Origin of the sequence: Pseudooctadecabacter sp. (genome assembly GCF_020627745.1) — a bacterium.
Lineage (GTDB): Bacteria > Pseudomonadota > Alphaproteobacteria > Rhodobacterales > Rhodobacteraceae > Octadecabacter.
On record NZ_JAHDGE010000006.1, the window covers coordinates 39,757 to 64,934 of the forward strand.

Here is a 25,178-nt window from a genome sequence, read left to right on the forward strand (position 1 = left end):
AAGGAGGCACCACATGAGCTTTGACACCCCCATCGACCGGCGCGGCACCCATTGTGTGAAATGGGATATGATGGAGCCGATCTACGGCGTGGATGCCAACGACGGGATCGCCATGTGGGTGGCCGATATGGAATTCCGCCCGCCGCAGTGCGTGCAAGACGCGGTCAAGGCGATGCATGATCACGGCGTCTATGGTTACTTCGGCGATGACAGCAAATATCTGGCGGCGATCCAGTGGTGGATGGACACGCGTCATGGCTGGAAGATCGAACCGGAGTGGGTGTTCACCACCCACGGGTTGGTTAACGGCACGGCCATGTGCGTCGATGCCTTCACAGCACCCGGTGATGGGGTCGTGTTGTTCACACCGGTCTACCACGCCTTCGCCAAGGTCATTAACGCCGCAGGACGTGAGGTCGTTGAATGTCAGCTGACCAATGATGGCGGGCGGTATGAATTCGACTTTGATGCCTATGACGCGCAGATGACGGGCAATGAACGCATGGTCATCCTGTGTTCGCCCCACAACCCCGGCGGCCGCGTCTGGACAAAGGGCGAATTGCGCGCGGTCGCGGCCTTTGCCAAACGGCACGACCTGATTTTGGTCAGCGACGAGATCCATCATGACCTGACATTCCCCGGTCACAAGCACACGCCTATGGCCCATATCGACGGGATCGAAGACCGACTGATCACGATGACGGCGACCACCAAGACCTTCAACATCGCGGGCAGCCATTCGGGCAATGTCATCATCGAAGACCCCGATCTGCGCCGTCAGTTCGGCGCGCGGATGGCGGCCCTTGGCCTGTCGCCAAACTCCTTCGGGCTGTTCATGGCAGAGGCTGCCTATTCCCCCGAGGGTGCCGCGTGGGTGGATGATCTACGCGCCTATCTGGATGGAAATCGCAAGGCGTTCGATGCAGGCGTGAATGCCATTCCCGGCCTTGCCTCCATGCCGCTGGAGGCCACGTATCTGGCATGGGTGGATTTTTCTGGCACCGGCATGTCACGGGATGAATTCACCCGGCGGGTGCAGCAAGACGCCAAGATCGCCGTCAACCATGGCCCCACCTTCGGCACCGGCGGGGATGATTTCCTGCGGTTCAACTTCGCCGCCCCGCGCGCGCAAATTGACGAGGCCGTGGCGCGGCTGGCCAAGGCATTCGGTGACTTGCAGTAGGGTTCAGCGGCCCAGCAACGCAATTGGCGCATCGTCAGGACGTTCGAAATCCAGCGGCGCGCCATCGGCGGCAGACGTGTTGCGTTTGAAATCGTAAATCATCTCATCGCCATCTTGGGACGCGGCCATGATCAGACACTGGCTGAGCAAACGGCTGCCATCGTAGAGGTCCACCAAGCCGCGCAGACGTGGCGTTGTTTCAGCCTCGACCACGAACCCCTCGGACGTCATACGCAAAATGCGAAAACTGTCGCCATTCGCCTCAACCCGCAGACGCGACCGACGACGGTCAGCCTTGCGTTGTGCGGCGTGTATCTCGTTCCAGATTGAGGGCGGCAGCGATTCCAGCATGACAGTCTCCGTTCCTATGGAACCATAAATGGACCAAGGGTGGTGAACGTCAAGTTAACTTTGATCTAAGTTTTATTATGTCAAATGCTGCAGCCTACACTTTGGCTTTTGGCCGCAAAACATGTGGCTTTGCGGCATCGTAAAGGGCACTGTCCGGAAAGCCGTTTTCGTCCGACAAAGCAGGCCCCAGCAGGATCAGCGCCGTGCGCGTGATCTTGGCCGCACGGACCTTTTCGCGGATGTCGGTCAATGTGCCCCGAATGATCATCTGATCGGGCCAACCAACACGGTAGATCACTGCGACAGGGCAGTCTTCACCGTAATGCGGCACCAGTTGACGCTCAATCTCACGCAGGGCGCGGATGCCAAGGTGGATCGCAAGGGTCGTCCCGGTGCGGCCAAAATTTTCCAACGTTTCACCGGCAGGCATCCCCGTTGATTTCATCGACATGCGCGTCAGGACGATGGATTGCGCAACCTCTGGCACGGTTAATTCCTGCCCCAACGCTGCAGCCGCTGCGGTGTAGGCGGGAACACCGGGGATGATTTCATACGGGATACCATCCGCCTTCAACCGGCGGATCTGTTCGGCAATCGCGCCATACAGCGATGGATCGCCGGAATGGACCCGTGCCACATCCTGCCCCTTGGCATGGGCTTTGGTGATTTCTGCATGGGTTTCATCAAGATGCATCGGGGCCGTGTCCATCACCAGCGCACCCTCCGGCGCGATTGCAACAACATCCTCAGGCACCAGTGATCCCGCATATAGACACACCGGACAGGCCTTGATGAGGCGCGCCGCCTTGAGGGTCAAAAGCTCCGGATCGCCGGGGCCTGCGCCGATAAAATAGACGGTCATTCAGGAAGCCTCTTCTGGAAGGTAGGGGTCATTGCGTTTGGCAGTCAGATCGCCATCAATCTTGCGGGCATAGCCGCGCGGGGTGAACATGCGCGGACCCTCGCCCAGTTGCGCCAGTCGCGTGTTGGACGATCCGACCAGCACCACCGTCAGCATATCGACCTCATCCACCTGCAAATCCGCAAGACGACGATAGCGCACGTGTTCCGTGGGCCGGCCGAGGTTCGTGGCCAACATGACAGGCGTGTCGACGGGGCGATGTTGCAGCAGGATATCCCGCGCTTCGGCCAGAAGCGTGCGGCGGGTTTTGGAGACGGGGTTGTAGAACGCGATGACAAAGTCACCTTCCGCCGCCGCATAAAGACGCCGTATTATGTCATCTCTCGGCGTCAAAAGATCGCTGAGAGAGATGGTGCAGAAGTCATGCCCCAAAGGCGCACCTGCCCGCGCCGCCGCCCCTTGCAGGGCGGACACACCGGGGGAGCAGACAACCTCAACCCTGCGGGCCGCGTCCGTGACCCCCTCTTCGTCGGGACCACGATCCAAAAGTTCAAACACGAGCGCGCCCATCGCGTAGATGCCCGCATCGCCCGAACAGACCAGTGCCACGTTTTTGCCCTGCCCCGCCTGTTCCAGCGCATAACGGCAACGGGCCTCTTCCCCGCCCAATGGGAAATCGCTGCGGGTCTTCCCTGCGGCCAGCGGCCCCAAAAGATCAATATACAATCCGTAGCCCACAAGTTCTTCCGCATCTGCGACAAGTTTGGACACTTCGGGCGTACGCCAAGATGCCTGCCCCGGCCCGATCCCGACGATGGACAAGCGCCCCCGCGACCGGCCATTCAGCGCGGTAATCGGTTCGGGTGCCAATGCCAGCGCGCATGTGGTTGTTGCGGTTTTGGTCTTCGGAATGCTGAGCGTCGCATCCGCCCCCGCCGCCGCCAATGCTGCGGCCTCGGACACGCCGGGCGTTCCAACCTCGGCCAGAACCACATCTGACGGATTGGCCAGACGCGGGGCCTCGGCCTTCAATTCATCCGCCGCGAACACCCGCAGCGGAACGCCAAGACGTCTGGCCGCCTCAATGATCGCAGGCTCATCCGCCTTCAGATCAATGGAGGCCACACATGCGATTGCGCCGGGGGCAATGGCATGTTGTGCCAGCACGCTTTCGATATGCTGCCACATCGTGTCGACATCCGCGTTGCGCGCACAGCCAAGGCCCAGCGTGTAAGTCTGTGGGTGATAGACCAGCGCGGTTTCGGACCCGACTGCGGGCGCGGTTGTGACATGCAAGGTGACGTCGTCACCCGCTGGCAGGTCGGTGTCGAATATCGCAGGGCCGTCCCACGTCACCCCTCCACCCGACAACAGCCGCGCCATCACCGATTTGGCGTCTGACGGGTTTTGCAAACGGTAGCCCAAGGGCGGCTCATCCAGTGCCACACCCAGTGCCACATCGCCTGCCGTGGTGACAGCAGCGGTGCCCCCCAGCGCCTCCGAAATCTGGCGCGCCAGACGGTTGGCACCACGATGCCCGCCCAGCAACGGCACCACAACGCCCCCATCATCGGACACGGAAATGACCGGCGGTTCGGTTGTCTTGTCAGCCAACATCGGGGCCACACCACGGATCAAAATGCCGGAGGCACAGACCCCGATAATCGGCGTTCCAGCTGCAAACAGATCGCGCGCGTGATCCAGGGCATTTGCAAAGACCGCATCCGCCACATCCACCCGACCTTCGCGGCCATGAACCGGCGCGCCCAGGGCGGCTGCAATGCGGTGTGCCGTGGCTTCGCCGGATTTCGACAAAGCAAGAATGACAGGTGTTACAGCCACGGGTCGGCCCCTTTCGTCAGAAGGATCATTGAAAAATAGGGCGCCGTCTCGGGTGCCTCAGACAAGGGCAGGACAACCTGCTGCGGCAGCGTTGCCCGTTCGATATAGGTGGCCTGAGCCGTCAGGCCGAGGGTATCAATGACCGTGCGTATCTTTGGCAAATGTCGTCCGACCTTCATAATCGCCACAGCCTCCGCCCCGGCAATCCTGTCGCGCAACTCGGCCTCATCCATGGGACCAGGCAAGACGGTCAGCCGTTCATTGCGCGCCACAAGAGGGCGGCCGGAGACCGCAGCGCAGGCCGTGACAGAGGTGACACCAGGGATGACCTCGACCTTGAATTCAGGTGCCAAGCGCGCGTTGATGTACATGAACGACCCATAGAAAAACGGGTCCCCTTCGCACAACATCACCACGTCTTCACCGCTGCGCAGGACCTTTGCAATCTCGGCCGCACCGGCGTCATAAGCTATCTGCGCAGGTTCGCGGGCGACGGTCATGGGGACATCCAGCCGGATTTCACGCGCGTTTGCGGGGATCAGATCTGCCGCGATGGACCGCGCAAAACTGTCGCCGCCTGCAAGCGATGGATAGGCAACGGTCGAAGCTCCTTCAATCGCGCGCGCGGCTTTCAGGGTGATCAATTCCGGATCACCGGGCCCCAACCCCACGCCAATCAGCTTGCCGCTCATGACGGGTCCCCTGTTTCATCTGGCCCGAAAAACTCCCCCCGGAGGGCCGTTTTGCCACATGCGCCCCTCATCTTTTGATCAGGCTCCACTGTGTCACCGGCATGGACGGACGCCAGCCTGTGAACGTGCCAACCGGTTCGGCGCGATGGGTCTGCAGACGAACCAGATCGCCCCCATGGGTTTTGTGCAACGCAATCAACTGGGCTTCGCTTTCCAGCGTCACCGCATTTGCGACCACGCGCCCGAGGGGGCGCACTGCGGTCCAGACAGCCTCGAACGTCTCAAGCGACAGACCACCGCCGATAAACACCGCGTCGGGCGCTTCAAGACCCGCCAGCGCCTGGGGGACAGTGCCATCGATCAAATCCAGCTTCGGTGTGCCCAGCGCCAACGCATTTTCGGCGGCCATCGCCCGCCTGTCGGCACGGGGTTCGATGCCGATGGCGCGGGCGTAGCGCGCGGCGCGCATCCATTCGATGGCGACACTGCCACAGCCTGTGCCGATGTCCCACAACAGCGCGCCGCGCATGGGCATCAGTTTCGCCAAAGTTGCGGCGCGGACCTCGCGTTTTGTCATGGTGCCGTCTGATTGGAACAAATCATCGGCGAGGCCCGGCACGCGGGGCAAGAGCGCTGCATCTGGTGCAGCAACGCAGTCGATACACAAGGTATTGAAGGCTGGCACCTCATGCGACCAGTCAGCGGCTGTGCCGTCAAACCGTTCTTCGCGGTCACCGCCCATGGCGGCCAGCACCGTCATGCGGGATCCGCCGAAGCCACGCTTGGTGAGGAAATCCGCGATCTGCCCGGGCGTTTCCGCGCCCGTCGTCAGGACGATAAGCTTCTGATCTGGTTGAATAAATGCAATCATTTGTTCAACCGGTCGGCCATGCACGGTGAGGGTTTCGACATCGGCCAGGGACCATCCCATCCGCGCAGCGGCCAGTTGAAAGGCGCTGAGTTGAGGGTGATAGACCAGTTCGGACGGGGGAATGGCGCGCCCGATGCGGGCCCCCACGGAGAACCACAAAGGATCGCCCGTGACCAGCACAACGGCACGACGACCTTTCAATGATTTCAAGGTGTTGACCATCGCATCAAAGGGCGAGGGCCAGGCGATGCGGTCAGCCGTCGGGTTGGCGGACAGAGTGTGATGACGGTCCCCGCCGACGATCACCTCAGCCGCTTCGACGATGGCGCGGGTGGCGGGGGTCAGGCCGTCCATCCCGTCCTCGCCGATGCCGACAATATGAAGCCACGGGGCCACGTTAACCATGAGCCACCTCCGGCAGTCCGGCGGCCAGCGCATTGACCGCAGCCGACGCCATGGCGGACCCACCTTTGCGGCCACGCAGGGCGACAAAATCCACGCCGCGCGGGTTGGCGGAGAGTTCGGCCTTGCTTTCGGCGGCACCGACGAAGCCCACGGGAAAACCGAGGATGACGGCGGGTTTCGGAAAGCCCTGATCAAGGAGGTCCAGCAAATGAAAAAGCGCCGTGGGCGCATTGCCGATGGCCACGACGGCCCCTTTGATGTGCGGCTCCCAAAACTCCACCGCAGCGGCAGACCGGGTATTGCCGATCTGTTTGGCGTGATCCGGTGTACGCGGGTCATTGAGGGTGACGATGACGTCATTGCCCGCCGGAAGATAGCGGCGGATGATGCCCGCGCCGACCATTTCGCAATCACACAGGATGGGCGCACCATTTTGCAGGGCCGCGTGGCCGGTCATGGCAACATCGGAAGAGAACGCCAGACGGTCCGCAATCTCGACCATGCCGCAGGAATGGATGAGACGCGTGATGAGCGGGTGCATCCGGGCCGGGAAACGGTCCAGACGCGCCTCTTGCGCGACGGTCGCGAAAGACGCCGCATAGATGGCGCTGGGATCCTTTTCATAGGGGCGCATCTCAAAATTCCGGAATTTTGATCGGGGGGCCAAATTTCCGGAAATTTGGCGCCGCTGCTGAAGAGATCACGGTTTGGACTTTCGAGCCGATTCCGGGCCATGGGGGTGTTTGGCGTGGGGGTATTCGGCGTGGTGATGATGGTGATGATCGCCATGGTCGTGATCATGGTGATGGTGGTGGTGATGCGCATGCTGCGCCTCAAGCCGGCACATGCCGGTGCAGAACGTGTCACACAGGCTGCAATCGGCGACGTTTGATCCCGGTGCGGAGGCACCCTGCCCTTCGACATGGTGGTGGTGCGATTCCTGTATCGCCCCCACCTCGCCCTCGAACCCCACAACGGCGGTGCGGTATTTGCATAGCACGCAGGTGGGCGGCGGGGTGTCGTCAAAGGCGGGGTGATTGCGCTGGTCGGGGGTGATGTGTTTGTGCTCCCCGTTTTCGAACGCCAGCACCTGTTCGCGGTAGCCGCAGATGCCACAGTTGGGGGGCGGATTCTTGCCCGTCTGTTCGATGATCCGTTCCGCGAAGGTTTCCAGCACCTTGGGGTGATCGCCCAGATAGCCCGCCTTGACGAATTGGATGTCAGGGTTGGCGTCGGCCACACGGTCGGTGAAGCCGTAGATGCGGTCAATCAGAATGCCCGAGAACAGGAAATAGGGGAACACGACGATGCGTTTGTAGCCCAGCTTCGCGGCATGTTGCAGGCAAGGTTCCACCAGCGGGAAGGTCACGCCGGAATAGCCGACCTCGCACCAGCCAAAGCCGATCCCTTCGTGCAGCATCCGTGCGATTTTGGCGACATTGCCGTTGGCGTCGGGGTCGGACGCGCCGCGTCCGATGACCACAAGGCAGGTGTCGTGAAGGGAGACCTCACCATGATCCACGTTCGCCTGCGCCACGGCCTCCTGAATGCGACCGGCGGCAGCGGCGATCATCTTCGGGTCCACGCCTAGTTCGCGGCCATAGCTGATCTGCATGCCGTGTTTTGCGGCATAGGTGTTCAGCACCGTTGGAATGTCATTCTTTGAGTGCATGGCCGCAAAGAGCATACCGGGCACCGCCAGGATACGTTCACATCCGGCCTCTCGCAGCTTATCAAGGCCGTCGCGGATCACGGGGTTGGCAAATTCAAGATAGCCGTATTCCGTCTGCCAGTCTTTGGGCAGCAGCGCGGGCAGCTTGTCGGCCAGTGTGGCAAATTCATCGACCGCGGATTGAGAGCGGGAGCCATGGCCGCAGATCATCACGCCGGTTTTGGGTGGGGTGGTCATGCGGGGGCTTCCTCTGTTTCGTCGTCTTCGGCGGTGTCGTCCGTCTGCGCCTCATCGGCCTTCTTGCGCCCACCCAGCAAGGCAATGGCCCCGGCCAGCGCGATGCCGCCCAAGGCGATCCAGTGGCCATGGCCTGCGACCTCCCCCAGATGGCCGATATGGGCCAAGGCGGGGGCTGGGCTAAGGATCAGGGCGGTGAGGATTGTCCGCATGTGAGGTCTCCGTTCTCGGCACGCCAGAGGACCGCAGGTGCGGGTGGTTGACGATGTGCGCCCTTGGTCCCCGTTTTGGGTCAACCTTTGGCGCACCAACCGTTCTGGCCTGAAATAGGCGTCGTCTAGGCGCTGTTGTGCCTGACAGGCGGGAACGGGGCAAGAGCAGATGCGGCATCCGGACATCGGGACGCGACGACAGACATGTGCGTTTGCGCACCTTTTCTGCGCCCGCTTGGGCGTTTGCGTGCGCGGGTTGGCGGGCTATCTCAACCCCAAGCAATGAATGGAGGCCCTGATGGGACAGCTCGTAGATGGTGAATGGCATGATGTTTGGTATGACACCAAATCAACCGGAGGCGCGTTCAAGCGTGACAATGCCAAGTTTCGCAACTGGATAACGGCGGACGGGTCTGCCGGGCCGTCCGGTGAGGGCGGGTTCAAGGCCGAAAGCGGGCGCTATCATCTGTATGTGTCTTATGCCTGCCCATGGGCGCACCGCGCCCTGGTCTTTCGCAAGCTGAAGGGGTTGGAAGACCACATTACGATCTCGGCCGTGCATCCTGATATGTTGTCGGATGGCTGGACGTTTGAAACCGATGACCACGGGGCCACGGGTGACACGCTTTATGGGCACGACTTTGCGCGCGATATTTATGTGCGGGCCAACCCGCAGGCCACGGGCCGCGTAACGGTACCGATCCTGTGGGACAAGGAACGCGAAACGATTGTCAGCAACGAAAGCTCTGAAATCATTCGCATGTTCAATTCGGCATTTGACGGGATCACCGGCAACACCGATGACTATTGGCCCGAAGAAATGCGCGATGACATCGAAGAGGTGAATGCGCGGGTCTACGATACGGTCAACAATGGCGTCTACAAATCCGGCTTTGCCACCACGCAAGAGGCCTATGACGCCGCCGTACATCCGCTGTTTGACAGTCTGGATTGGCTGGAGGAGCGGTTGGGAAAGGGTCGCTATCTGATGGGCGACCGGATGACAGAGGCTGATTGGCGGTTGTGGACCACGTTGATCCGCTTTGACATGGTCTATCACCAGCATTTCAAATGTAACCGCAAACGGATCATGGATTACCCGAACCTGATGGGATTCACACGGGAGCTTTATCAGGTGCCCGGCGTCGCGGAGACGGTGAATATGGATCACATCGTGCGCCATTATCACTACAGCCACGAAAGCATTAACCCCAACCGCATCCTGCCGATCAATCCGGTGATTGATTTTGAGGCCCCGCACGGACGGGATGGGTTGAAGGCCGCTTAAGATTGGGGTTGAAGTTGGCGGGACCTATGGAAAGGGCCCGCCATGACGACCTGGATCACCATTTGCGACACCTGCAAACGCGAGGGTTGGGATGCGGCCTCTGGCCAGCCCACCGACGGGGAGGCTTTGGCCGCCTTGGTTGAGGCCGCCGCTGCGACCGCGGACGATGTCCGCACCCGCCGCGTGTCCTGCACCATGGGATGTGACCGCGCGTGTAACATCACGGTGCAGGCGGCGGGCAAGATCAACTATTCGCTTGGAACGTTCGAGGCCACGGCAGAAGACGCCGAAGCGATTGTTGAATACGCCGGCAAACACGCAGCCTCAGAGACGGGTCAGGTGCCTTACCGTGAATGGCCGCAGGGCGTGAAGGGCCATTTCGTGTCCCGCCACCAGCCACTGCCGGATGCCTGAGGGGCGCGATCATGGCGGGGGGCTGGATGCTGCGGTGGCCGTCTATGGCGGTGTGCGCGCGGAATGGCTGGACCTGAGTACCGGCATCAACCCGGTGCCTTATCCCGTGGGCAAGATTTCCGCGGACGCATGGACCGCCCTGCCTGACAGCGGCGCGATGGACCGGTTGCTGGCAGCGGCACGCCGGTTCTGGGCTGTGCCAGAGCATTTGGACATCGTGGCGGCCAATGGCGCTTCGGCGTTGATCGCCGCCATTCCCCATGTCTGGACAGGTCAGCGCGTGGCCATCCCCGGCCCCACTTACAACGAACACCGCGCCGCGTTTGAGGCCAATGGCTGGACCGTAAACGAGGACGCGCCCGACGTGCGGGTCATGGTTCATCCGAACAACCCCGACGGGCGAGTGTGGACGGCGCAGGATCTGGTGGGTCCCTGTGTTGTCGATGAAAGTTTCTGCGACGTCTGTCCTGACGCGAGCCTTCTGGGCGTTCAGTCCGATCAGATTACCCTCAAGAGTTTCGGGAAATTCTGGGGGCTGGCCGGTGCGCGGCTGGGCTTTGCGATCTGTACGCCGGAGATTGCCATGCGTCTGCGGGACCAGTTGGGTCCATGGGCTGTTGCAGGCCCTACCTTGGAGATCGGCACGCGCGCGTTGGAGGATGTGGCCTGGGCCGAGGCCACGCGGGACCGGCTGGCCGAAGGTGCCAAGCGGCTGGATGAATTGGTCGGTTGGGAATTGGTTGGCGGAACGGATTTGTTTCGCACGTATGAAGTTCCCGACGCCGCCGCCATGCAGGATAAACTGGCGCGCGGCCATGTCTGGAGCCGCATTTTCCCCTATTCGAAAACATGGATCAGACTGGGCCTGCCCGCGCCTGACCGGTGGGACCAGCTTAAGGCGGCGCTGGGATGATTGCGCTGGCAATGGTGCTGGATGCTGTGCTGGGAGAGCCTCGTTGGCTGTGGTCACGCCTGCCCCATCCGGCTGTTTTGATGGGCCGTGCGGTGGGCTGGCTGGATAGACGGTTGAACAACCGCACGCGGGCCGCGGGGGTGCTGGCCGTGGGCATTCTGGTCATCGGTGCGATTGGTTTAGGATTGGTTCTTGCGGCCCTGCCCGGTTGGTGGGCCGAGGTGCTGGTTGGTGCAATGTTGTTGGCGCAGCGGTCACTGGTGCAACACGTGCAGGCTGTGGGCGATGCGTTGCGCATCTCGCTGGGCGATGGACGGCGGGCTGTGGCCATGATCGTCGGGCGTGATGTGTCGCGGATGGAAGGCGACGCCGTTGCGCGGGCGGCAATCGAATCGGCGGCTGAGAATTTCAGCGACGGGGTGATTGCGCCGCTTTTTTGGTTTGTGGTCGCCGGACTGCCAGGGTTAATCGCTTATAAGGTGATCAACACGGCGGACAGCATGGTCGGTTACCGGACCGAGACATATCAGGCCTTTGGCTGGGCGGCGGCACGGCTGGATGATGTGGTGAATTGGTTGCCTGCACGGATCACCGCCGCGCTGATCCGCGCTGTCGCCCCGACCCGCGCCCCTTGGGCCGCAATCCGGGCCGATGCGGCGTTGCACCGGTCGCCCAATGCAGGCTGGCCGGAGGCCGCGATGGCACCGGCGCTGGGCGTGTCCCTGTCCGGCCCGCGCAGCTATGACGGCCGGATGGAGGATTTACCGTGGGTCCATGGCCCAGGCCGCAGGGATGTGGGGCCGGATGATATTGACGGGGCTATCCGGATTTTGTGGCGGGCCTGGGCATTAGCGCTGGTTTGTGTGCTGGTGATTGCGCTGCTTTGACCAGTCGTTAGGGTGGTGCGGACACATTTGGAGGATGAGTGATGCGGGTTCTGACAGTTTTGGCGATATTGGCGGCAGGGCCTGTTGCGGCGCAGACCTGTGGCGGGTCCTGGTCCGCGTTCAAGGCGGGTCTGGTTGATGAGGCTGTGACGCTTGGGCTTGAGCGCGGTGTGGCGGAGCGGTTTCTGGCAAATGCCCAGCAGGACGCGGATGTGCTGCGGGCCGACCGCGCGCAGGGCGTGTTCCAACGCGATTTTGTCGACTTTTCGCGGCGGCTGATCTCAAACAACCGGATTGAAAACGCGCGGGCGCAGTCGCAGCGTCAGGACGCGATTTTTGACCGGATCGAGGCGGAACTGGGCATCCCCCGCGAGGTTCTGTTGGCCTTTTGGGCGTTCGAGACGGATTTTGGCGCGGTGCAGGGCAATTTCAACACGCGCAACGCGCTGGTGACATTGGCGCACGATTGCCGCAGACCCGAATTGTTCCGCCCGCAGATTTTCGCCGCGATGGAGCTGTTCGCACGCGGCGATCTGAACCCCGACACGACAACAGGCGCTTGGGCCGGTGAAATCGGGATGGTGCAGATGTTGCCCGGTGACATCATCGAAAACGGACGTGACGGGGACGGCGACGGGCAGGTGTCGTTGAAGACGTCTCCGCCTGATGCGCTGTTGTCGGGGGCGAGCGTGCTGTCCTCTCTGGGGTGGGTGCCGAACCAGCCATGGCTGCAAGAGGTCGTGGTGCCCGACGCGATGGATTGGTCCCTATCAGGCACGCAAACACGGCTGCCTGCGTCTGATTGGGCCGCAATGGGGGTGCAGGCGCGGGAGGGTGATCTGGCGCAGTTGCCCGCGTCTTTGATTTTGCCCATGGGGCGCAACGGGCCCGCGTTCCTCGCCTATCCGAATTTCGATGTGTATTTCGAATGGAACCAGTCGTTCGTCTATGTCCTGACGGCGGCCTATTTCGCCACGAGGATCGGGGGCGCGCAGGTCTATGACGCCGGCAATCCCGCGCCGGGGCTTAGCGGGGACCAAATCCAGCAATTGCAGGAAAAGCTGCAAGCGCGCGGCTATGACGTGGGCGGGGCCGACGGTATTTTGGGGGCAAAAACCCGTGCCGCCGTTCAGGCAGAACAACAGCGACTGGGCCTGCCCGCCGATGCGTGGCCCACGGCATCCTTGCTGGCACAGCTGTGATGGACTGGGGTGTCTGCACGACCGTAAAGGCACCCCTTGCGCAGATACTGGCCTTTGTTGCGTGGCACAAACATCTGGGTGCGGCACGGATCTGGGTGCATCTGGATGATGCGGATGCGGTATCCGCGGGCATCCTTGGCCAGATTGACGGCGTGACGCCTGTGCTGTGCGACCAGAGCTATTGGGCAACGCTCGGGCGACGGCCCCGACGGCAGGAGATGCGGCAGACCTATAACGTCCAGCGCATCTATGCACAGGCTGAGGTCGCGGTTCTGGCGCATCTGGATGTGGACGAATTCTTATGGCCCACCCGCCCGGTCAGCGACATTTTGGACGATTGGACAGACGGAACACCGTTCTTGCGGGCACGTCCGGCCGAGGCGCTGCATGACCCGACTTTGCCCGATGACATCTTCACCGCGCGCCAGTTCAAATATCCGTTTCCCACGTCACTGCCCCTTGAACACCGGATGGACGTCTTGGGGGATTACACAGCCCTTTTGATGAAAAACATGCTAAGCCATAAGGCCGGTAAATCCCTGTTCCGCACGGGGCTGGACGGGTTGATGCCCAAACTGCATGCGGCCAGCTGGGGCGATGACCCTGCGCCGATCAAACTGGCGCTGCATCCTGATCTGACGGTCCTGCATTTTCACGCGCAGGACAAGGCGGCGTGGCTTCAGGCGCTGCCGCACCGCACGACTGACGGGGCCTACCGGTTCAACGAAACCCTGGCGGCCTTCGCGTCTGATGCGACACCGGCAGAGATTGACGATTTTTACACCAGAACCCAATCCGCCACGGCCGAACTGGTGGCGAAACTGAAGGCCCACAATTTGCTGCTTGAGGCGGATTTGAACCTGAAAGACAAGGTCGCGGCCCTGTTCTAGGGCACGCGAATTTCGCGGATCGGGTAGCGGTCACCATCGGCGGTCAGCAAGGTCAGCCGGTCGCCTGAGGTCACGAACATATCACAGCGTTCCATGCCGGTTGCAAAGGTGATGCAGACAATGTTGTCAGTGATGGTGTGGCTGCCTTCCCAGATGCCCCCGCCGTTGGCTTGTGAATAGGTCCATGTGTAGCTGCCATCGGCGCTGTAGCGCGAAGTGCCGTCATCGAAATAGATCAAATCACGGTCGAGGATGAGCGCGGACAAGGCAGCGGTATCTGGCAAGCTGTCCGTCGGGCGCGGGTCGTACTCTTGCGCGGTGGCGGGCAATGCCAAGACCGCGACAAATGTGAGGATGACGTGTTTCATACCCCGCATGTTATCAGCCAACCCGCAGGTGTCGCGTCACAATGGCGTGGGTGGCGCAAGGTCTTGAAAAGGCATTGAGGACGAAATTTCGAGGAAATTCTGCCTACGCCACCAAGGTTTCGGCAGCTTTCAGATCGACGCTGACCAATTGGCTGACGCCCTGTTCGCCCATGGTGACACCGAACAGACGGTCCATACGGGACATGGTCACGGCATGGTGCGTGATGATCAGGAACCGCGTATCCGTGCGTCGGGTCATCTCGTCCAACAGGTCGCAGAACCGCGTGACGTTGGCGTCGTCCAGCGGGGCGTCCACCTCGTCCAGCACACAGATGGGCGCGGGGTTGGCCAAGAACACCGCAAAGATCAACGCCAGAGCGGTCAGTGTCTGTTCGCCGCCTGACAACAGGCTAAGCGTGCTGAGCTTTTTGCCCGGTGGCTGACACATAATTTCGAGACCGGCGTCCAGCGGGTCATCGGATTCGACCATCACCAGTTTCGCCTCACCCCCGCCAAAGAGGTGCTTGAACAAGGTCCCGAAGCTGTCGTTCACTTGTTCAAACGCCGTCAGCAGACGTTCGCGACCTTCTTTGTTGAGCGAGGCGATGCCCGTGCGCAGGGCGCGAATCGCCTCCTCAAGATCGGTCTTCTCGCTGACCAGCAGATCGTGTTCTTCCTGCACTTCTTTGGCGTCTTCTTCAGCCCGCAGGTTCACAGCGCCCAGCGCGTCGCGTTGACGTTTCAGACGGTTGACGTCGTTTTCGATCGCCTCGGACGCGGGCATTTTGTCGGGGTCCACATCCAACTGATCCAACAGCTTGTCAGGGGTGGTTTCCTGCGCCTCCATAATGCGCGCGGCGGCGGCGTCCATGGTTTCACGGGCGGCATCGGCACGGGCCTCGGACCGCGCGCGGGCCTCACGGGCCTCGGATGCTGCGCGTTCGGCGTCGCGTTCCGCCATGGTGGCGTCACGCAAAGTGGTTTCTGCGGTGGCCAGCGTGTCGGCGGCGGTGCGGCGGCGGCCTTCGGCCTCCTCTATGGCGGTGGCCAGTTCGTCGCGTTTGGCGGCGATGTCATCTGGGGCCGTCATTGCATCCTGAAGTTCCGCCTCGGACGTGTCCTTACGTTCGGCCAGTTCGGATGAGCGTTTGTTCGCGGTCTCAAGCCGGTGTTTCCAGCCGCTGACCTCTTTGGTGATTTCCTGCGCGCGTTTGGTGCGGGCTTCGCCCTCGCGGCGGACCTCATCATAGCCGGACCGTTTGGCCATCATCGTCATGCGCGCGGCTTCGACGGTCATTTTGACGTCCTCGACTTTGGCACGGGCGTCATCCAGCGGGGCGAGGGATTTAGCCGCAGCCTCAGCCTCGGTCAGGGCCGTGCGCGCGGTCATGGCCTCCTCTTCGTGGCGCGACACCGCAAGGCCGGAACTGTCGAGTTTGCTTTCCGACAGGTTGCGATCTGCCTCAGCACGGCTGAGCGCGCGGTTGGCATCGGCCACCGCAGCATCAGCGGCACGGCGGGCGTCACGGGCGGCTTTATCCGCCTGCGCAAGTTCGGCAAGCCGCGCGGTCAACATATCATGCGCCTGCGCCATGCCGTCGGCCTTGGCGACCGCGTCGTTGAGGTCTTTCTTGAGACCCTCAAGCCGGTTCAACTGTTGCAGACGCAAGGCCGCAGCAGAGGGCGCATCCTCGGCGGCGGCACGAAAGCCGTCCCAGCGCCACAGATCACCGTCCAGCGACACAAGGCGCTGTCCGGGGGCGAGGTCTTTTTGCAGGCGCGGCCCATCGGCGGCCTCCACCAGCCCCACCTGCCCCATACGGCGCACCAGAACTTCCGGCACCGAGACATAGTTGGTCAGCGCCTTAACGCCCGTGGGCAGGGTTTGCGGCTGGCTATAGCCCGGCAGCGCGACCCAGCCGGATCCCATGTCGTCCGTCACAGCCGGCGCCTTCAGGTCGTCGGACAGAGCAGCCCCCAGCGCCTTTTCATAGCCGCCTTCGACGCGCAGCTGGTCGAGGATCTGGCTGCCTTCGGCACTGTCGCGGTCTACCAGTTTGGCCAGGGCGGCGGTTTCGGCACGCAGGGCGTTTGCCTCGCCCTCGGCCTCTGATCGCAGGGCACGGGCGTCGGCCTCACGGGCTTGGGTGTCGGCGCGGGCGGCTTCGGCTTCGGTCAGAACAGTTTCGGCCTTTTCTGCCGTCGCGCGGGCGGTGGCCTCATCCGCTCGGGCGCGTTCAAAATCCTGTGCGGCGCGTTCCAAAGCGGTTTGCGCTTCAGCGCGGGCGGCCAGGGCACGTTGGGCGTCGGCCTCGTTCTTTTCCAGTGTCTTGCGGTAGTCGTCGATCAACCGTTGTGCGGACTGGTGACGGGCCGCAAGGCGGGCCACGTCCTCGGTCATCTGGCTGAGGTCCGCTTCGCGATCCGCCAAAATCTGCGCCCCATCGGTGGAGGCCACGCGGGCCTCTTCCAGACGGTCCGCATGGCCCTCATGGGCCTTGGCAATTTCGGTGGCTTCCCATTCAAGCCGTTCAATCGTCTCGCCTGCGTCCTTGTTCAGACCGGCCTCACGCTCCATATCGCGGGCCAGCTGTTCAATGCGATTGGTCAGGGTTTCGATGGTCTGTCTGGCGCGGGCTTCCTGATCGGTGAGCGTGTCGCGCTGCACGTTGAGCCGTTGCAGAACGGCGGCGGCAATCGCCTCCTCCTCGCGCAGGGGGGGCAGAGCATCTTCGGCGGCCTGACGGGCCTTGCCCGATTGGCGGGCGGCGGTTTCGGCAGCGGCAGCGGCGGTCGTGCGTTCACGCAACTGATCGGCGGCGGCGGCGCGCGCCTCGTCCGCCTCTTTCCAACGACGGTAAAGCAACAGCCCTTCGGCCTGCCGCAACTCATCCCCGATGGCACGATACCGCGCCGCCTGCCGGGCCTGCCGCGCCAACTGCCCCAACTGGCTGGCCAGCTGTTCGATCACATCATCTACACGGGCAAGGTTCTGTTCGGACCCTTTCAGCTTCAACTCCGCCTCATGACGCCGTTGGTAGAGGCCAGAGATACCAGCGGCCTCCTCCAGAATGCGACGGCGGGCTTTGGGTTTGGAATTGATCAGTTCGGAAATCTGGCCCTGCCGCACAAGCGCGGGGGAATGCGCCCCTGTCGACGCATCCGCAAACAACATCTGCACATCGCGCGCCCGCACGTCCTTGGTGCCGACCTTATAGGCGGACCCCACATCACGGGTGATCCGGCGCACGATTTCGAGGTTATCGCTGTCGTTGAACGCCGCTGGGGCCAGCCGTTCGGCATTGTCGATAATCAGGCTGACTTCCGCGAAATTGCGCGCCGGCCGCGTAGAGGCACCGGCAAAGATCACGTCCTCCATCCCGCCACCGCGCATGGCTTTGGGGCGATTCTCCCCCATGACCCAGCGCAGCGCCTCCAGCAGATTGGACTTGCCGCAGCCATTCGGGCCCACAACGCCGGTCAGCCCGTCCTGAATGATCAGGTCGGTCGGATCGACGAAGCTTTTGAAGCCGTTGAGGCGGAGGCGGGAAAACCGCATGAAGAAGGCTCGCGTTGATTCTGCGTCAGAGGTCTATGCTGCGCGGCAGAAGACCCGCGAGTCAACGAAACCACACCGGATATGGATCGAAATGGGCGGTTATCCACAAGATATCGGGTATTTTGGGCATCTCTGGTCCAAAAATACCTCCACCGGAGGCCCTAAAATTCACGAATTTTAGGACGCCGCCTGCCAAGAGCGCTGTCGTTTTCGCCCCAATGACGCCGGAATCCTCCTTGACCCACCGTGCGACAAAGGCGCACAACAGACGGGCATGGTTCCACTCTGACCGGCCAAGCCGGAAAGGGGATCAAAAGGGAATGTGGTGCGGGCCGATCCAAGCAGGAGGCCGAATGCCACAGCCGCCCCCGCGACTGTAAGCGGTGAGTGTGCGTCCAAATCCACTGGGTAACCGGGAAGGAGGGCGCAAACCACAATGACCCGCAAGCCAGGAGACCTGCCATGCGAGACTGAAACCAACCGTCGGGGATGACGGAACAGGAGAGTAGACTATGAACGCGACCACCAAAACAATCGCCCGCGCTGACGTGCAACTGATGCCCATCGTATTCGCGGCCCTTGCCGGTGCGATGTTGCTGCTGGCCTCAGGCTACGCGCAGGCGTCTGTGCTGCATGATGCGGCGCATGATCAGCGTCACGCCATGGCGTTCCCCTGCCACTAAGGCAGACAGCGTAAAACCATGTCACAAAAATTGCTGACCAGCGCGGTGTTCGCTGGGCTTGCAGCGGGGCTGATTGCCGCCGCGTTGCAGTTTTATTTTGTCATCCCGACGTTGCTGGAGGGTGAGTTGTTCGAGGGCGGCACTCGCGTGCATTTCGGTGCCGACGGATCGCCACAATCCGAACGGGGTGTGCCCGGTTTGGGCGGCGAATGGGGCCGTCATCTGATGACGGTCGGCTTCAACATCGTGACTTATGTGGGCTTCGGGTTTTTGATGCTCGCCGCGATGGCCCTGACCGAGATGAAGGGGTTTACCACAATCACGGCCCGTCAGGGGATCATCTGGGGCCTGTGCGGTTTCATCGCGATCCAGCTGGCCCCCGCGATTGGCCTGCCGCCTGTATTGCCCGGCACCATCGGGGCCGAGGTTGAGGCGCGGCAGGCTTGGTGGCTGGGTACGCTGATTGCGTCCGGCCTAGGATTGTGGATGATCGCCTTTGTCCGTGGGCCATTGGCGCTGGTGGGTGTGGCGCTGTTGGCCGCACCACAGTTGATCGGGGCACCGCGGCTGGACACCTATTGGGGCGTGGCCCCACCGGAACTGGCCGCGCAATTTGTGACCTATTCACTGGGGGCGGCGGCGGTGGGCTGGACCTGTCTGGGCTTTTTCTGCGCCTATTTCTGGACGCGGGAGGCTTAGGCGGGGATACGCCCAACCAGACAAAACCGCAGATTGCCTGCGGGCCGTGCGTCCATAATCTGCCCGTCGGATGCTGCGGCATAAAGTTTGGCAAAGGCCTCGATGTCCTCAGGGGCGTCGGGGTCCACGCCGGTGAACAGATAGGCGGCCTTGCCCTCGGCCCGAACGGCCAAAGACACAGGGCTGTCGCAGACGTTCATGCAGTCGGTGGTTTCCACCGGCACGCGGCCCTTCAATGCGCGGGCCAGATCCGCGCCGCCGGTACAGCCGGTGCAAATGATAAAGCGGTCTCCGGTCGTGGGGGCCATTGGACTTCCTTTCGCGCGCCTTGCGCCACATGACATAAGGACGAAACACATGCCTGCCAAGATTCCTGCCACCGTCGTCACCGGTTTTCTGGGGGCCGGCAAGACCACATTGATCCGCCACATGCTGGAAAATTCGCAAGGGCGCCGCATCGCGTTGATCATCAATGAATTCGGTGATCTGGGCGTCGATGGGGACATCCTGAAAGGCTGCGGCGATGAAACCTGCACCGAAGACGATATTATGGAGCTGTCCAACGGCTGCATCTGCTGCACCGTGGCCGATGACTTCATCCCCACCATGGAAAAGCTTCTGGGGCGCGACAACCCGCCCGATCACATTGTGATTGAAACGTCAGGTCTGGCCTTGCCGCAGCCCTTGGTGCGCGCATTCAACTGGCCCGGCATTTCGACCAAGGTGACCGTGGACGGCGTGGTGACGGTCGTGGACGGACGCGCCGTGACGGACGGACGGTTCGCCCATTCCGTTGAGGCCGTGGACGCCCAGCGCAAGCTGGACGAAAACCTCGATCACGAAACCCCGCTGAGTGAGCTGTTCGAGGACCAGATCGCCTGTGCCGATATGATCGTGGTCAACAAGGCCGATCTGCTGGAAGCCGGACAAGCCGATAATCTGCGCGCCGCGTTGAAATCGGATGCCCGTGACGGCGTGCAGGTGGTGACCGCAACGATGGGCGCGCTGCCGGTGGATGTGCTGCTGGGTCAGGGTGTCGGCGCCGAAGGCGATCTGGACGCCCGCCATGAGGTCCATCACCACCACCATCACGACGACGATCACCATGATGATCACGCAGACGACCATCACCACCACGATCATGAACACGAACACGGCCATGACGAGTTCGAAAGCTTCGTAGTCGAACGGGGTGAGATCGCAGACGCCACGGCCTTTGCCGAACAGGTGGCCGACGTAATCCGCGCCCACGACATTTTACGCCTCAAAGGGTTTGCTGCCATCGAAGGCAAGCCTATGCGGTTGACCCTGCAGGCCGTGGGCCCTCGGGTCGATACGTATTTTGACCGCCCCTTTGGCGCCGCGCCCCGCATCACGCGGTTGGTCGTGATCGGTCAGGCGGGTCTGGATCGTGCGGCAATTGACGCCGCCCTGCGCGCATGATTTCGGTTGAACCCGCTGACCCGAAGGCCCCTGGCCCTGCCGCCTTGCTGGGCCAAAGTCATGCCTTGATGAACGCGATGTTTCCGGCTGATGCCTGTCATTATCTGGATCTTGATGCGCTGTGCGCCGACCACATCCGGTTCTTTGCGGCACGCGAGGGGGACTTAGTTCTGGGGACAGGCGCACTGGCAGTCATGGACGGCTATGGTGAGGTCAAGTCCATGTTCACAGACGAGGCAGGGCGTGGCAAAGGCGTGGCCGCTGCCGTGCTGCGGATGATCGAAGACACCGCACGCGCCGAAGGCCTGCCACTGTTGCGGCTGGAAACAGGCACGGGGCTGGATGCGGCCCATCGGCTGTACCGCCGTTTCGGGTTCACCGAATGCGGACCCTTTGGCAGCTACGACGCAAGCCCCTATTCGCTGTTTTTCGAAAAGACGCTTTAATGTCCGATTGTGCCGTCTCTGTCCTCTGGTGCGTCGCCGTTGCTTTGATCATGACCTTTCTGGTCGATGTTTTCCCAGCCGCGTATGGCCTTGCCGCCCCGTTCGTCTATGGCGGTCTGGCCTGCTTTGTCGTCTTTCAGGGGCGCCGGAATATCGCGGTCGGCCATGGCCTTGGGGTGGTCCGGCATCGGATCGGGCAAATCCTTGCCGGGTGCGGGTTTTGGATCGGGCATCGGGTTGGGCAGGTCTTTGGTCATGATAATCTCCTTTGCGTCATCAACGGAGCAGGTCGCAGAAAGGTTCAGCCATGCACCTTTTAGCCGCAGCGCCGGGTGCGATTGACGACGGGAAGGAACCCGTCGATCTGGGGCAGACGCCTGCGGATGTGGTGGTGATTTCTGCGGCCGATACGGAACTGGCGGCGCTGTCCGCGGCAAGGGGCGAGATGGCCGATGCACCCGGCCTGCGATTGGCCAGCCTGATGCATCTGATGCATCCGATGTCGGTCGATCTGCATCTGGACAGCTGTGCCACCAAATCGCGGCTTGTGATTGCACGGGTGCTGGGCGGCGTCGGTTACTGGACCTATGGCGTCGAACAATATGCAGCACGGCTGCGCGCGGCGGGCGTGCCTTTGGCCCTGCTGCCGGGCGACGACAAACCGGATGCGGAATTGCGCGCGCTGTCTACGGTCGCCGATGCGGACTACGACGCATTGTGGTCCTACCTTGTCGAAGGCGGCCCCGAAAATTCTACGAATTTTCTGCGCTATGCAACTGCGATGTTAGAGGGGACCGCGCGTCCCGATCCCGCGCGCCCCCTGCTCAAGGCCGGGGTCTATTGGCCCGGCGCGGGCGTGAGCGATCTTGCGACCGCACAAGCCGAGTGGACCGACGGCGCGCCCGTTATACCGATCGTATTCTATCGTGCTTTGGTGCAGGGTGCGGGGCTGAATCCGATCAATCGGTTGGTCAAAAGCCTACTGCGGGCTGGCCTGAACCCGCTTCCGGTGTTCGTTGCCTCACTAAAGGACCCGTTGTCGCAAGCCACGCTTGAAAGCCTGTTCCACGCAGCCCCGCCCGATGTGATCCTGAACTGCACCAGCTTTGCCGTCGGCTCCCCCCATGCAGGCGATACAGCAGCGTTGAACCCGCTGGCGGCAGACTACGCCAACGCAGCGCCGGTATTTCAGGTCGTCCTCGCGGCCTCCTCCGAAGACGCATGGTCCGAAGGGCTGACCGGCCTGTCCTCCCGCGATATCGCCATGAACGTGGCCCTGCCTGAGGTCGATGGCCGCGTGCTGTCCCGTGCGATCAGTTTCAAAGGGGAGGCCTATTTCGACGAGGCCACCGAATGCCCCATCGCCACCTACCGCGCCGTGGGCGACCGGGTTGATTTCGTCGTGCAACTGGCGCGCAACTGGGCCGATTTGCGCGCGAAACCCGCGGCACAGCGCAAAGTCGCACTGGTCGTGGCAAACTACCCCAACAAGGACGGGCGGCTGGCCAATGGCGTGGGCCTCGATACCCCTGCGGCAACGGTCCACACGCTGACCCTTCTGGCGCAGGCAGGCTATGACGTGACACCGCCTGCGGACGCGCAATCGCTGATGGATCGCATGATGGCGGGGCCTACAAACTGGCTCACCGACCGCGCCGACCGACAGGGGGGCGAAACCCTCCCCCTTGACATCTACCGCGCCCATTTTGATGCACTGCCTTGGGCCGTCAAAGACCAGATCATCACACGCTGGGGCCCGCCGGAGGAGGATCCGTTCTTCATCTGGCCAGAAAAACTCCCCCCGGAGGGTCGGTCAGAGGCAGGCTTCGCCCTCTCCATTCATCGCTACGGCAACGCCATCGTCGGGCTGCAACCGGCGCGTGGATATAACGTCGATCCGACAGACACCTACCACAGCCCTGATCTGGTGCCGCCGCACAACTATCTGGCGTTCTATTTTTGGCTGCGCCACCACTGGGGCGCGGATGCGATCGTACATATGGGCAAACATGGCAACCTTGAATGGCTGCCAGGCAAGGCCACAGCCCTATCCGAGGCCTGCTGGCCCGAAGTGGTTCTTGGCCCCACGCCGCACGTCTATCCCTTCATCGTCAACGACCCCGGCGAAGGCACGCAGGCCAAACGCCGCGCGGCTGCGGTGATCATCGACCATCTGACGCCCCCCCTCACCCGCGCCGAAAGCTACGGCCCCCTGCGCGATCTGGAGGCTTTGGTCGACGAGTACTATGAGGCTGCGGGCGTGGACCCCCGCCGGATCGACCATCTGCGGCGCGAGATCCTGTCGCTGTCTGATGTGACCGGACTGGCGGCCGATGTGGGCTTTGACGGGGATGAGGACGGCGATCTGGCCAAGCTGGACGCCTACCTGTGTGAGTTGAAAGAGGCGCAGATCCGCGACGGGTTGCATATCTTCGGACAATCACCCGAGGGCGAGCAGCTGCGCGATCTGGTGATCGCCTTGGCCCGCATTCCTCGCGGCGATGGTCAGGGCGGGGATGCATCCATTTTGCGCGCCTTGGCATCTGATTTGGGCCTCGGGTTTGATCCGCTGGATTGCGATATGGCCGCACCGGCCGAAGACAAACCGGCCCTATTGGCGGACCTGACCCCGGACAGCTGGCGCACGCTGGGCGACACTGTCGAGCGGTTGGAGCTGTTGGCGATTGCCCTGATGGAGGGCAGAGAGGGCCCCGGTCCTGCGTCCGATGCCGTTGCGGCTGAGATGCGGGGCGCGATTGCAGACACAGTTGCCGCCTGTGGGCCGCGCGAAGGGCACGGGTTGCTCCGCGCCCTCGCGGGGCAGTTCGTAGCCCCCGCCCCGTCGGGTGCCCCCACACGTGGGCGGCTGGATGTGTTGCCCACGGGCGGGAATTTCTATTCCGTCGATGCACGCGCGGTGCCCACGCCCACGGCATGGGCACTGGGGTGGAAATCCGCAAACCTGTTGATTGAAAAACACCTGCAGGACCATGGCGACTGGCCGCGCGCGATGTTGGTCACGGCCTGGGGCACAGCCAACATGCGCACTGGCGGGGACGACATTGCGCAGGCCATGGCGCTGATGGGGGTGAAACCCAAATGGGACGCCGCCAACCGGCGCGTTACGGGGTTCGAGATCATCCCCGAAGGCGCATTGGGCCGCCCCCGCGTCGATGTCACCCTGCGCATCAGCGGCTTTTTCCGCGATGCCTTTCCACAGCTGATCGCGCTGTTTGATAGCGCTGCGCGGGCTGTTCAGGCGCTGGATGAGACGCCGGCGCAAAACCCCGCCGCAGCACGCGTGCAAGCGGGCGAAGGGACGGCGCGGGTCTATGGGTCAAAACCGGGGGCTTACGGTGCGGGACTGCAGGCGATGATCGACGAAAGGCTTTGGGCGGACCGCGCCGATTTGGCAGACGCCTATCTGGAATGGGGCGGCTATGCCTATTCCGCTGCCCAAGACGGCGTGCGCGACCGGACAGGGTTCGAGGCGCGATTGGGGCAGGTTGAGGCGATTGTCCAGAATCAGGACAATCGCGAACACGACGTGTTGGACAGCGACGATTATTACCAGTTCGAGGGGGGCGCGGCTGCAGCGGTGGCCTCCCTTCAGGGGCGCGACCGGCCCATCTATCACAACGATCATTCGCGTCCTGAACGGCCTGTCATCCGCACATTGGATGATGAGATCGGGCGGGTTGTGCGATCGCGCGTGGTGAACCCCAAATGGATCGAGGGCGTCAAACGGCACGGCTACAAAGGCGCGTTCGAGATGGCGGCAACGGTTGATTATCTGTTTGCTTTTGCAGCCACCACCGGTGCGGTCAAAAACCACCATTTCGATCTGGTCGAAGAGGCTTTTCTGGCCGATGACGACACGCGCACCTTCATCGCGGACCACAACGCACCCGCGCTGCGCGAAATCGCCCAGCGCCTGCAAGAAGCAATCGAACGCGGCCTTTGGACGCCGCGCAGCAATTCGGCGCGGGTGCGCATTTCGGACCTGTCCAGCTAGATCGCACGCCGCAATCTGTCGTCAGCCCAAAAGGTGAGGGCAGC

The 25,178-nt window shown here is 62.3% G+C and carries 24 protein-coding genes and 1 riboswitch; of the genes, 12 read left to right on the top strand and 12 right to left on the bottom strand.

The window, feature by feature from the left end:
- The first annotated feature begins 13 nt into the window (after positions 1 to 13).
- Positions 14 to 1,183 (top strand): MalY/PatB family protein, encoded by a 1,170-nt coding sequence (locus QZ653_RS04415; protein ID WP_296417958.1) that lies wholly within the window; start codon positions 14 to 16, stop codon positions 1,181 to 1,183.
- Positions 1,184 to 1,186: 3 nt separating this feature from the next.
- On the opposite strand, the gene QZ653_RS04420 is transcribed toward QZ653_RS04415, so the two are convergent.
- The 8 genes from QZ653_RS04420 to QZ653_RS04455 all read right to left on the bottom strand — a co-directional run bounded on the left by QZ653_RS04420 (position 1,187) and on the right by QZ653_RS04455 (position 8,327).
- Positions 1,187 to 1,534 (bottom strand): hypothetical protein, encoded by a 348-nt coding sequence (locus tag QZ653_RS04420; RefSeq protein WP_296417959.1) that lies wholly within the window; start codon positions 1,532 to 1,534, stop codon positions 1,187 to 1,189.
- 94 nt (positions 1,535 to 1,628) lie between these two features.
- Entirely contained in the window at positions 1,629 to 2,396 is a 768-nt protein-coding gene (gene cobM, locus QZ653_RS04425; RefSeq protein WP_296417962.1) for a precorrin-4 C(11)-methyltransferase, read from the bottom strand.
- The gene (gene cobJ, locus QZ653_RS04430) at positions 2,397 to 4,238 is read right to left on the bottom strand and encodes a precorrin-3B C(17)-methyltransferase (protein WP_296417965.1); all 1,842 of its coding nucleotides are present in this window, start codon (positions 4,236 to 4,238) and stop codon (positions 2,397 to 2,399) included.
- Positions 4,229 to 4,930 carry a precorrin-2 C(20)-methyltransferase gene (gene cobI, locus QZ653_RS04435; protein ID WP_296417968.1) on the bottom strand — a complete coding sequence of 234 codons (702 nt, stop codon included), beginning with the start codon at positions 4,928 to 4,930 and terminating at the stop codon, positions 4,229 to 4,231. Before cobI ends, cobJ begins: the two co-directional genes overlap by 10 nt.
- A 67-nt stretch (positions 4,931 to 4,997) precedes the next feature.
- Positions 4,998 to 6,206: a precorrin-6y C5,15-methyltransferase (decarboxylating) subunit CbiE gene (gene cbiE / locus QZ653_RS04440; protein ID WP_296417969.1), complete on the bottom strand. Its 1,209-nt coding sequence runs from the start codon at positions 6,204 to 6,206 to the stop codon at positions 4,998 to 5,000.
- Positions 6,199 to 6,840 (bottom strand): precorrin-8X methylmutase, encoded by a 642-nt coding sequence (locus QZ653_RS04445; RefSeq protein ID WP_296417971.1) that lies wholly within the window; start codon positions 6,838 to 6,840, stop codon positions 6,199 to 6,201. The genes cbiE and QZ653_RS04445 overlap by 8 nt, the downstream gene beginning before the upstream one ends.
- 66 nt (positions 6,841 to 6,906) lie before the next feature.
- A complete protein-coding gene (locus QZ653_RS04450; RefSeq protein ID WP_296417973.1) occupies positions 6,907 to 8,115 on the bottom strand; it encodes a sirohydrochlorin chelatase in 1,209 nt (402 codons plus the stop codon).
- Positions 8,112 to 8,327, bottom strand: a complete 216-nt coding sequence (locus tag QZ653_RS04455) for a DUF6732 family protein (protein ID WP_296417975.1) — start codon at positions 8,325 to 8,327, stop codon at positions 8,112 to 8,114. The genes QZ653_RS04450 and QZ653_RS04455 overlap by 4 nt, the downstream gene beginning before the upstream one ends.
- Before the next feature lie 298 nt (positions 8,328 to 8,625).
- Here QZ653_RS04455 and QZ653_RS04460 point away from each other — a divergent pair, with 298 nt between their 5' ends.
- The 6 genes from QZ653_RS04460 to QZ653_RS04485 are packed head-to-tail and all read left to right on the top strand — an operon-like array spanning position 8,626 to position 13,921.
- Positions 8,626 to 9,615, top strand: coding sequence for a glutathione S-transferase family protein (locus tag QZ653_RS04460; protein ID WP_296417977.1), 990 nt, complete (start codon positions 8,626 to 8,628; stop codon positions 9,613 to 9,615).
- 42 nt (positions 9,616 to 9,657) lie between these two features.
- Positions 9,658 to 10,029 (top strand): DUF1636 domain-containing protein, encoded by a 372-nt coding sequence (locus QZ653_RS04465; RefSeq protein ID WP_296417979.1) that lies wholly within the window; start codon positions 9,658 to 9,660, stop codon positions 10,027 to 10,029.
- Positions 10,022 to 10,942: a threonine-phosphate decarboxylase gene (locus tag QZ653_RS04470; protein WP_296417981.1), complete on the top strand. Its 921-nt coding sequence runs from the start codon at positions 10,022 to 10,024 to the stop codon at positions 10,940 to 10,942. Before QZ653_RS04465 ends, QZ653_RS04470 begins: the two co-directional genes overlap by 8 nt.
- Positions 10,939 to 11,829, top strand: coding sequence for an adenosylcobinamide-phosphate synthase CbiB (cbiB, locus tag QZ653_RS04475; RefSeq protein ID WP_296417983.1), 891 nt, complete (start codon positions 10,939 to 10,941; stop codon positions 11,827 to 11,829). Before QZ653_RS04470 ends, cbiB begins: the two co-directional genes overlap by 4 nt.
- Before the next feature lie 41 nt (positions 11,830 to 11,870).
- Complete coding sequence (locus QZ653_RS04480) at positions 11,871 to 13,031, top strand: lytic murein transglycosylase (protein ID WP_296417985.1); 1,161 nt, start codon at positions 11,871 to 11,873, stop codon at positions 13,029 to 13,031.
- The gene (locus tag QZ653_RS04485) at positions 13,031 to 13,921 is read left to right on the top strand and encodes a glycosyltransferase family 2 protein (RefSeq protein WP_296417988.1); all 891 of its coding nucleotides are present in this window, start codon (positions 13,031 to 13,033) and stop codon (positions 13,919 to 13,921) included. Before QZ653_RS04480 ends, QZ653_RS04485 begins: the two co-directional genes overlap by 1 nt.
- Here the strand turns inward: QZ653_RS04485 and QZ653_RS04490 are convergent.
- Together QZ653_RS04490 and smc are read right to left on the bottom strand one after the other, a co-directional pair.
- Positions 13,918 to 14,289 carry a hypothetical protein gene (locus QZ653_RS04490; RefSeq protein WP_296417990.1) on the bottom strand — a complete coding sequence of 124 codons (372 nt, stop codon included), beginning with the start codon at positions 14,287 to 14,289 and terminating at the stop codon, positions 13,918 to 13,920. The genes QZ653_RS04485 and QZ653_RS04490 overlap by 4 nt on opposite strands.
- Positions 14,290 to 14,392: 103 nt before the next feature.
- Positions 14,393 to 17,848 carry a chromosome segregation protein SMC gene (gene smc / locus QZ653_RS04495; RefSeq protein WP_296417992.1) on the bottom strand — a complete coding sequence of 1,152 codons (3,456 nt, stop codon included), beginning with the start codon at positions 17,846 to 17,848 and terminating at the stop codon, positions 14,393 to 14,395.
- Between the two features lie 258 nt (positions 17,849 to 18,106).
- A riboswitch (cobalamin riboswitch) is annotated at positions 18,107 to 18,328 on the top strand.
- A gap of 32 nt (positions 18,329 to 18,360) precedes the next feature.
- Between smc and QZ653_RS04500 the strand changes: the two genes are divergently transcribed.
- Together QZ653_RS04500 and QZ653_RS04505 are read left to right on the top strand one after the other, a co-directional pair.
- Positions 18,361 to 18,531 (top strand): CbtB domain-containing protein, encoded by a 171-nt coding sequence (locus tag QZ653_RS04500; RefSeq protein ID WP_296417993.1) that lies wholly within the window; start codon positions 18,361 to 18,363, stop codon positions 18,529 to 18,531.
- An 18-nt stretch (positions 18,532 to 18,549) separates the two neighbouring features.
- Entirely contained in the window at positions 18,550 to 19,230 is a 681-nt protein-coding gene (locus tag QZ653_RS04505; RefSeq protein WP_296417994.1) for a CbtA family protein, read from the top strand.
- Here QZ653_RS04505 and QZ653_RS04510 read toward each other — a convergent pair.
- Entirely contained in the window at positions 19,227 to 19,700 is a 474-nt protein-coding gene (locus QZ653_RS04510) for a DUF1636 family protein (RefSeq protein ID WP_366933047.1), read from the bottom strand. The two genes, QZ653_RS04505 and QZ653_RS04510, sit on opposite strands and share 4 nt — an antisense overlap.
- On the opposite strand from QZ653_RS04510, the gene cobW reads away from it, so the two are divergent.
- Positions 19,588 to 20,673, top strand: coding sequence for a cobalamin biosynthesis protein CobW (gene cobW, locus QZ653_RS04515; RefSeq protein ID WP_296417998.1), 1,086 nt, complete (start codon positions 19,588 to 19,590; stop codon positions 20,671 to 20,673). The two genes, QZ653_RS04510 and cobW, sit on opposite strands and share 113 nt — an antisense overlap.
- A complete protein-coding gene (locus QZ653_RS04520; RefSeq protein ID WP_296418000.1) occupies positions 20,670 to 21,119 on the top strand; it encodes a GNAT family N-acetyltransferase in 450 nt (149 codons plus the stop codon). The genes cobW and QZ653_RS04520 overlap by 4 nt, the downstream gene beginning before the upstream one ends.
- On the opposite strand, the gene QZ653_RS04525 is transcribed toward QZ653_RS04520, so the two are convergent.
- Entirely contained in the window at positions 21,116 to 21,376 is a 261-nt protein-coding gene (locus tag QZ653_RS04525) for a hypothetical protein (RefSeq protein ID WP_296418001.1), read from the bottom strand. The genes QZ653_RS04520 and QZ653_RS04525 overlap by 4 nt on opposite strands.
- Positions 21,377 to 21,426: 50 nt before the next feature.
- Here QZ653_RS04525 and cobN point away from each other — a divergent pair, with 50 nt between their 5' ends.
- Positions 21,427 to 25,134, top strand: coding sequence for a cobaltochelatase subunit CobN (gene cobN / locus QZ653_RS04530; RefSeq protein WP_296418003.1), 3,708 nt, complete (start codon positions 21,427 to 21,429; stop codon positions 25,132 to 25,134).
- Positions 25,135 to 25,178: the final 44 nt, after the last annotated feature.

What these genes read in the sequence shown, in the direction of transcription:
- QZ653_RS04415 (WP_296417958.1), top strand. Translation starts at nt 14, where the DNA reads ATGAGCTTTGACACCCCCATCGACCGGCGCGGCACCCATTGTGTGAAA.
- QZ653_RS04420 (WP_296417959.1), bottom strand. Translation starts at nt 1,534, where the DNA reads ATGCTGGAATCGCTGCCGCCCTCAATCTGGAACGAGATACACGCCGCA.
- cobM (WP_296417962.1), bottom strand. Translation starts at nt 2,396, where the DNA reads ATGACCGTCTATTTTATCGGCGCAGGCCCCGGCGATCCGGAGCTTTTG.
- cobI (WP_296417968.1), bottom strand. Translation starts at nt 4,930, where the DNA reads ATGAGCGGCAAGCTGATTGGCGTGGGGTTGGGGCCCGGTGATCCGGAA.
- cbiE (WP_296417969.1), bottom strand. Translation starts at nt 6,206, where the DNA reads ATGGTTAACGTGGCCCCGTGGCTTCATATTGTCGGCATCGGCGAGGAC.
- QZ653_RS04445 (WP_296417971.1), bottom strand. Translation starts at nt 6,840, where the DNA reads ATGCGCCCCTATGAAAAGGATCCCAGCGCCATCTATGCGGCGTCTTTC.
- QZ653_RS04450 (WP_296417973.1), bottom strand. Translation starts at nt 8,115, where the DNA reads ATGACCACCCCACCCAAAACCGGCGTGATGATCTGCGGCCATGGCTCC.
- QZ653_RS04455 (WP_296417975.1), bottom strand. Translation starts at nt 8,327, where the DNA reads ATGCGGACAATCCTCACCGCCCTGATCCTTAGCCCAGCCCCCGCCTTG.
- QZ653_RS04460 (WP_296417977.1), top strand. Translation starts at nt 8,626, where the DNA reads ATGGGACAGCTCGTAGATGGTGAATGGCATGATGTTTGGTATGACACC.
- QZ653_RS04465 (WP_296417979.1), top strand. Translation starts at nt 9,658, where the DNA reads ATGACGACCTGGATCACCATTTGCGACACCTGCAAACGCGAGGGTTGG.
- QZ653_RS04470 (WP_296417981.1), top strand. Translation starts at nt 10,022, where the DNA reads ATGCCTGAGGGGCGCGATCATGGCGGGGGGCTGGATGCTGCGGTGGCC.
- cbiB (WP_296417983.1), top strand. Translation starts at nt 10,939, where the DNA reads ATGATTGCGCTGGCAATGGTGCTGGATGCTGTGCTGGGAGAGCCTCGT.
- QZ653_RS04480 (WP_296417985.1), top strand. Translation starts at nt 11,871, where the DNA reads ATGCGGGTTCTGACAGTTTTGGCGATATTGGCGGCAGGGCCTGTTGCG.
- QZ653_RS04485 (WP_296417988.1), top strand. Translation starts at nt 13,031, where the DNA reads ATGGACTGGGGTGTCTGCACGACCGTAAAGGCACCCCTTGCGCAGATA.
- QZ653_RS04490 (WP_296417990.1), bottom strand. Translation starts at nt 14,289, where the DNA reads ATGAAACACGTCATCCTCACATTTGTCGCGGTCTTGGCATTGCCCGCC.
- smc (WP_296417992.1), bottom strand. Translation starts at nt 17,848, where the DNA reads ATGCGGTTTTCCCGCCTCCGCCTCAACGGCTTCAAAAGCTTCGTCGAT.
- QZ653_RS04500 (WP_296417993.1), top strand. Translation starts at nt 18,361, where the DNA reads ATGAACGCGACCACCAAAACAATCGCCCGCGCTGACGTGCAACTGATG.
- QZ653_RS04505 (WP_296417994.1), top strand. Translation starts at nt 18,550, where the DNA reads ATGTCACAAAAATTGCTGACCAGCGCGGTGTTCGCTGGGCTTGCAGCG.
- cobW (WP_296417998.1), top strand. Translation starts at nt 19,588, where the DNA reads ATGCCTGCCAAGATTCCTGCCACCGTCGTCACCGGTTTTCTGGGGGCC.
- QZ653_RS04510 (WP_366933047.1), bottom strand. Translation starts at nt 19,700, where the DNA reads ATGATCAACGCGATGCGGCGCCCTTGCGAATTTTCCAGCATGTGGCGG.
- QZ653_RS04520 (WP_296418000.1), top strand. Translation starts at nt 20,670, where the DNA reads ATGATTTCGGTTGAACCCGCTGACCCGAAGGCCCCTGGCCCTGCCGCC.
- QZ653_RS04525 (WP_296418001.1), bottom strand. Translation starts at nt 21,376, where the DNA reads ATGACCAAAGACCTGCCCAACCCGATGCCCGATCCAAAACCCGCACCC.
- cobN (WP_296418003.1), top strand. Translation starts at nt 21,427, where the DNA reads ATGCACCTTTTAGCCGCAGCGCCGGGTGCGATTGACGACGGGAAGGAA.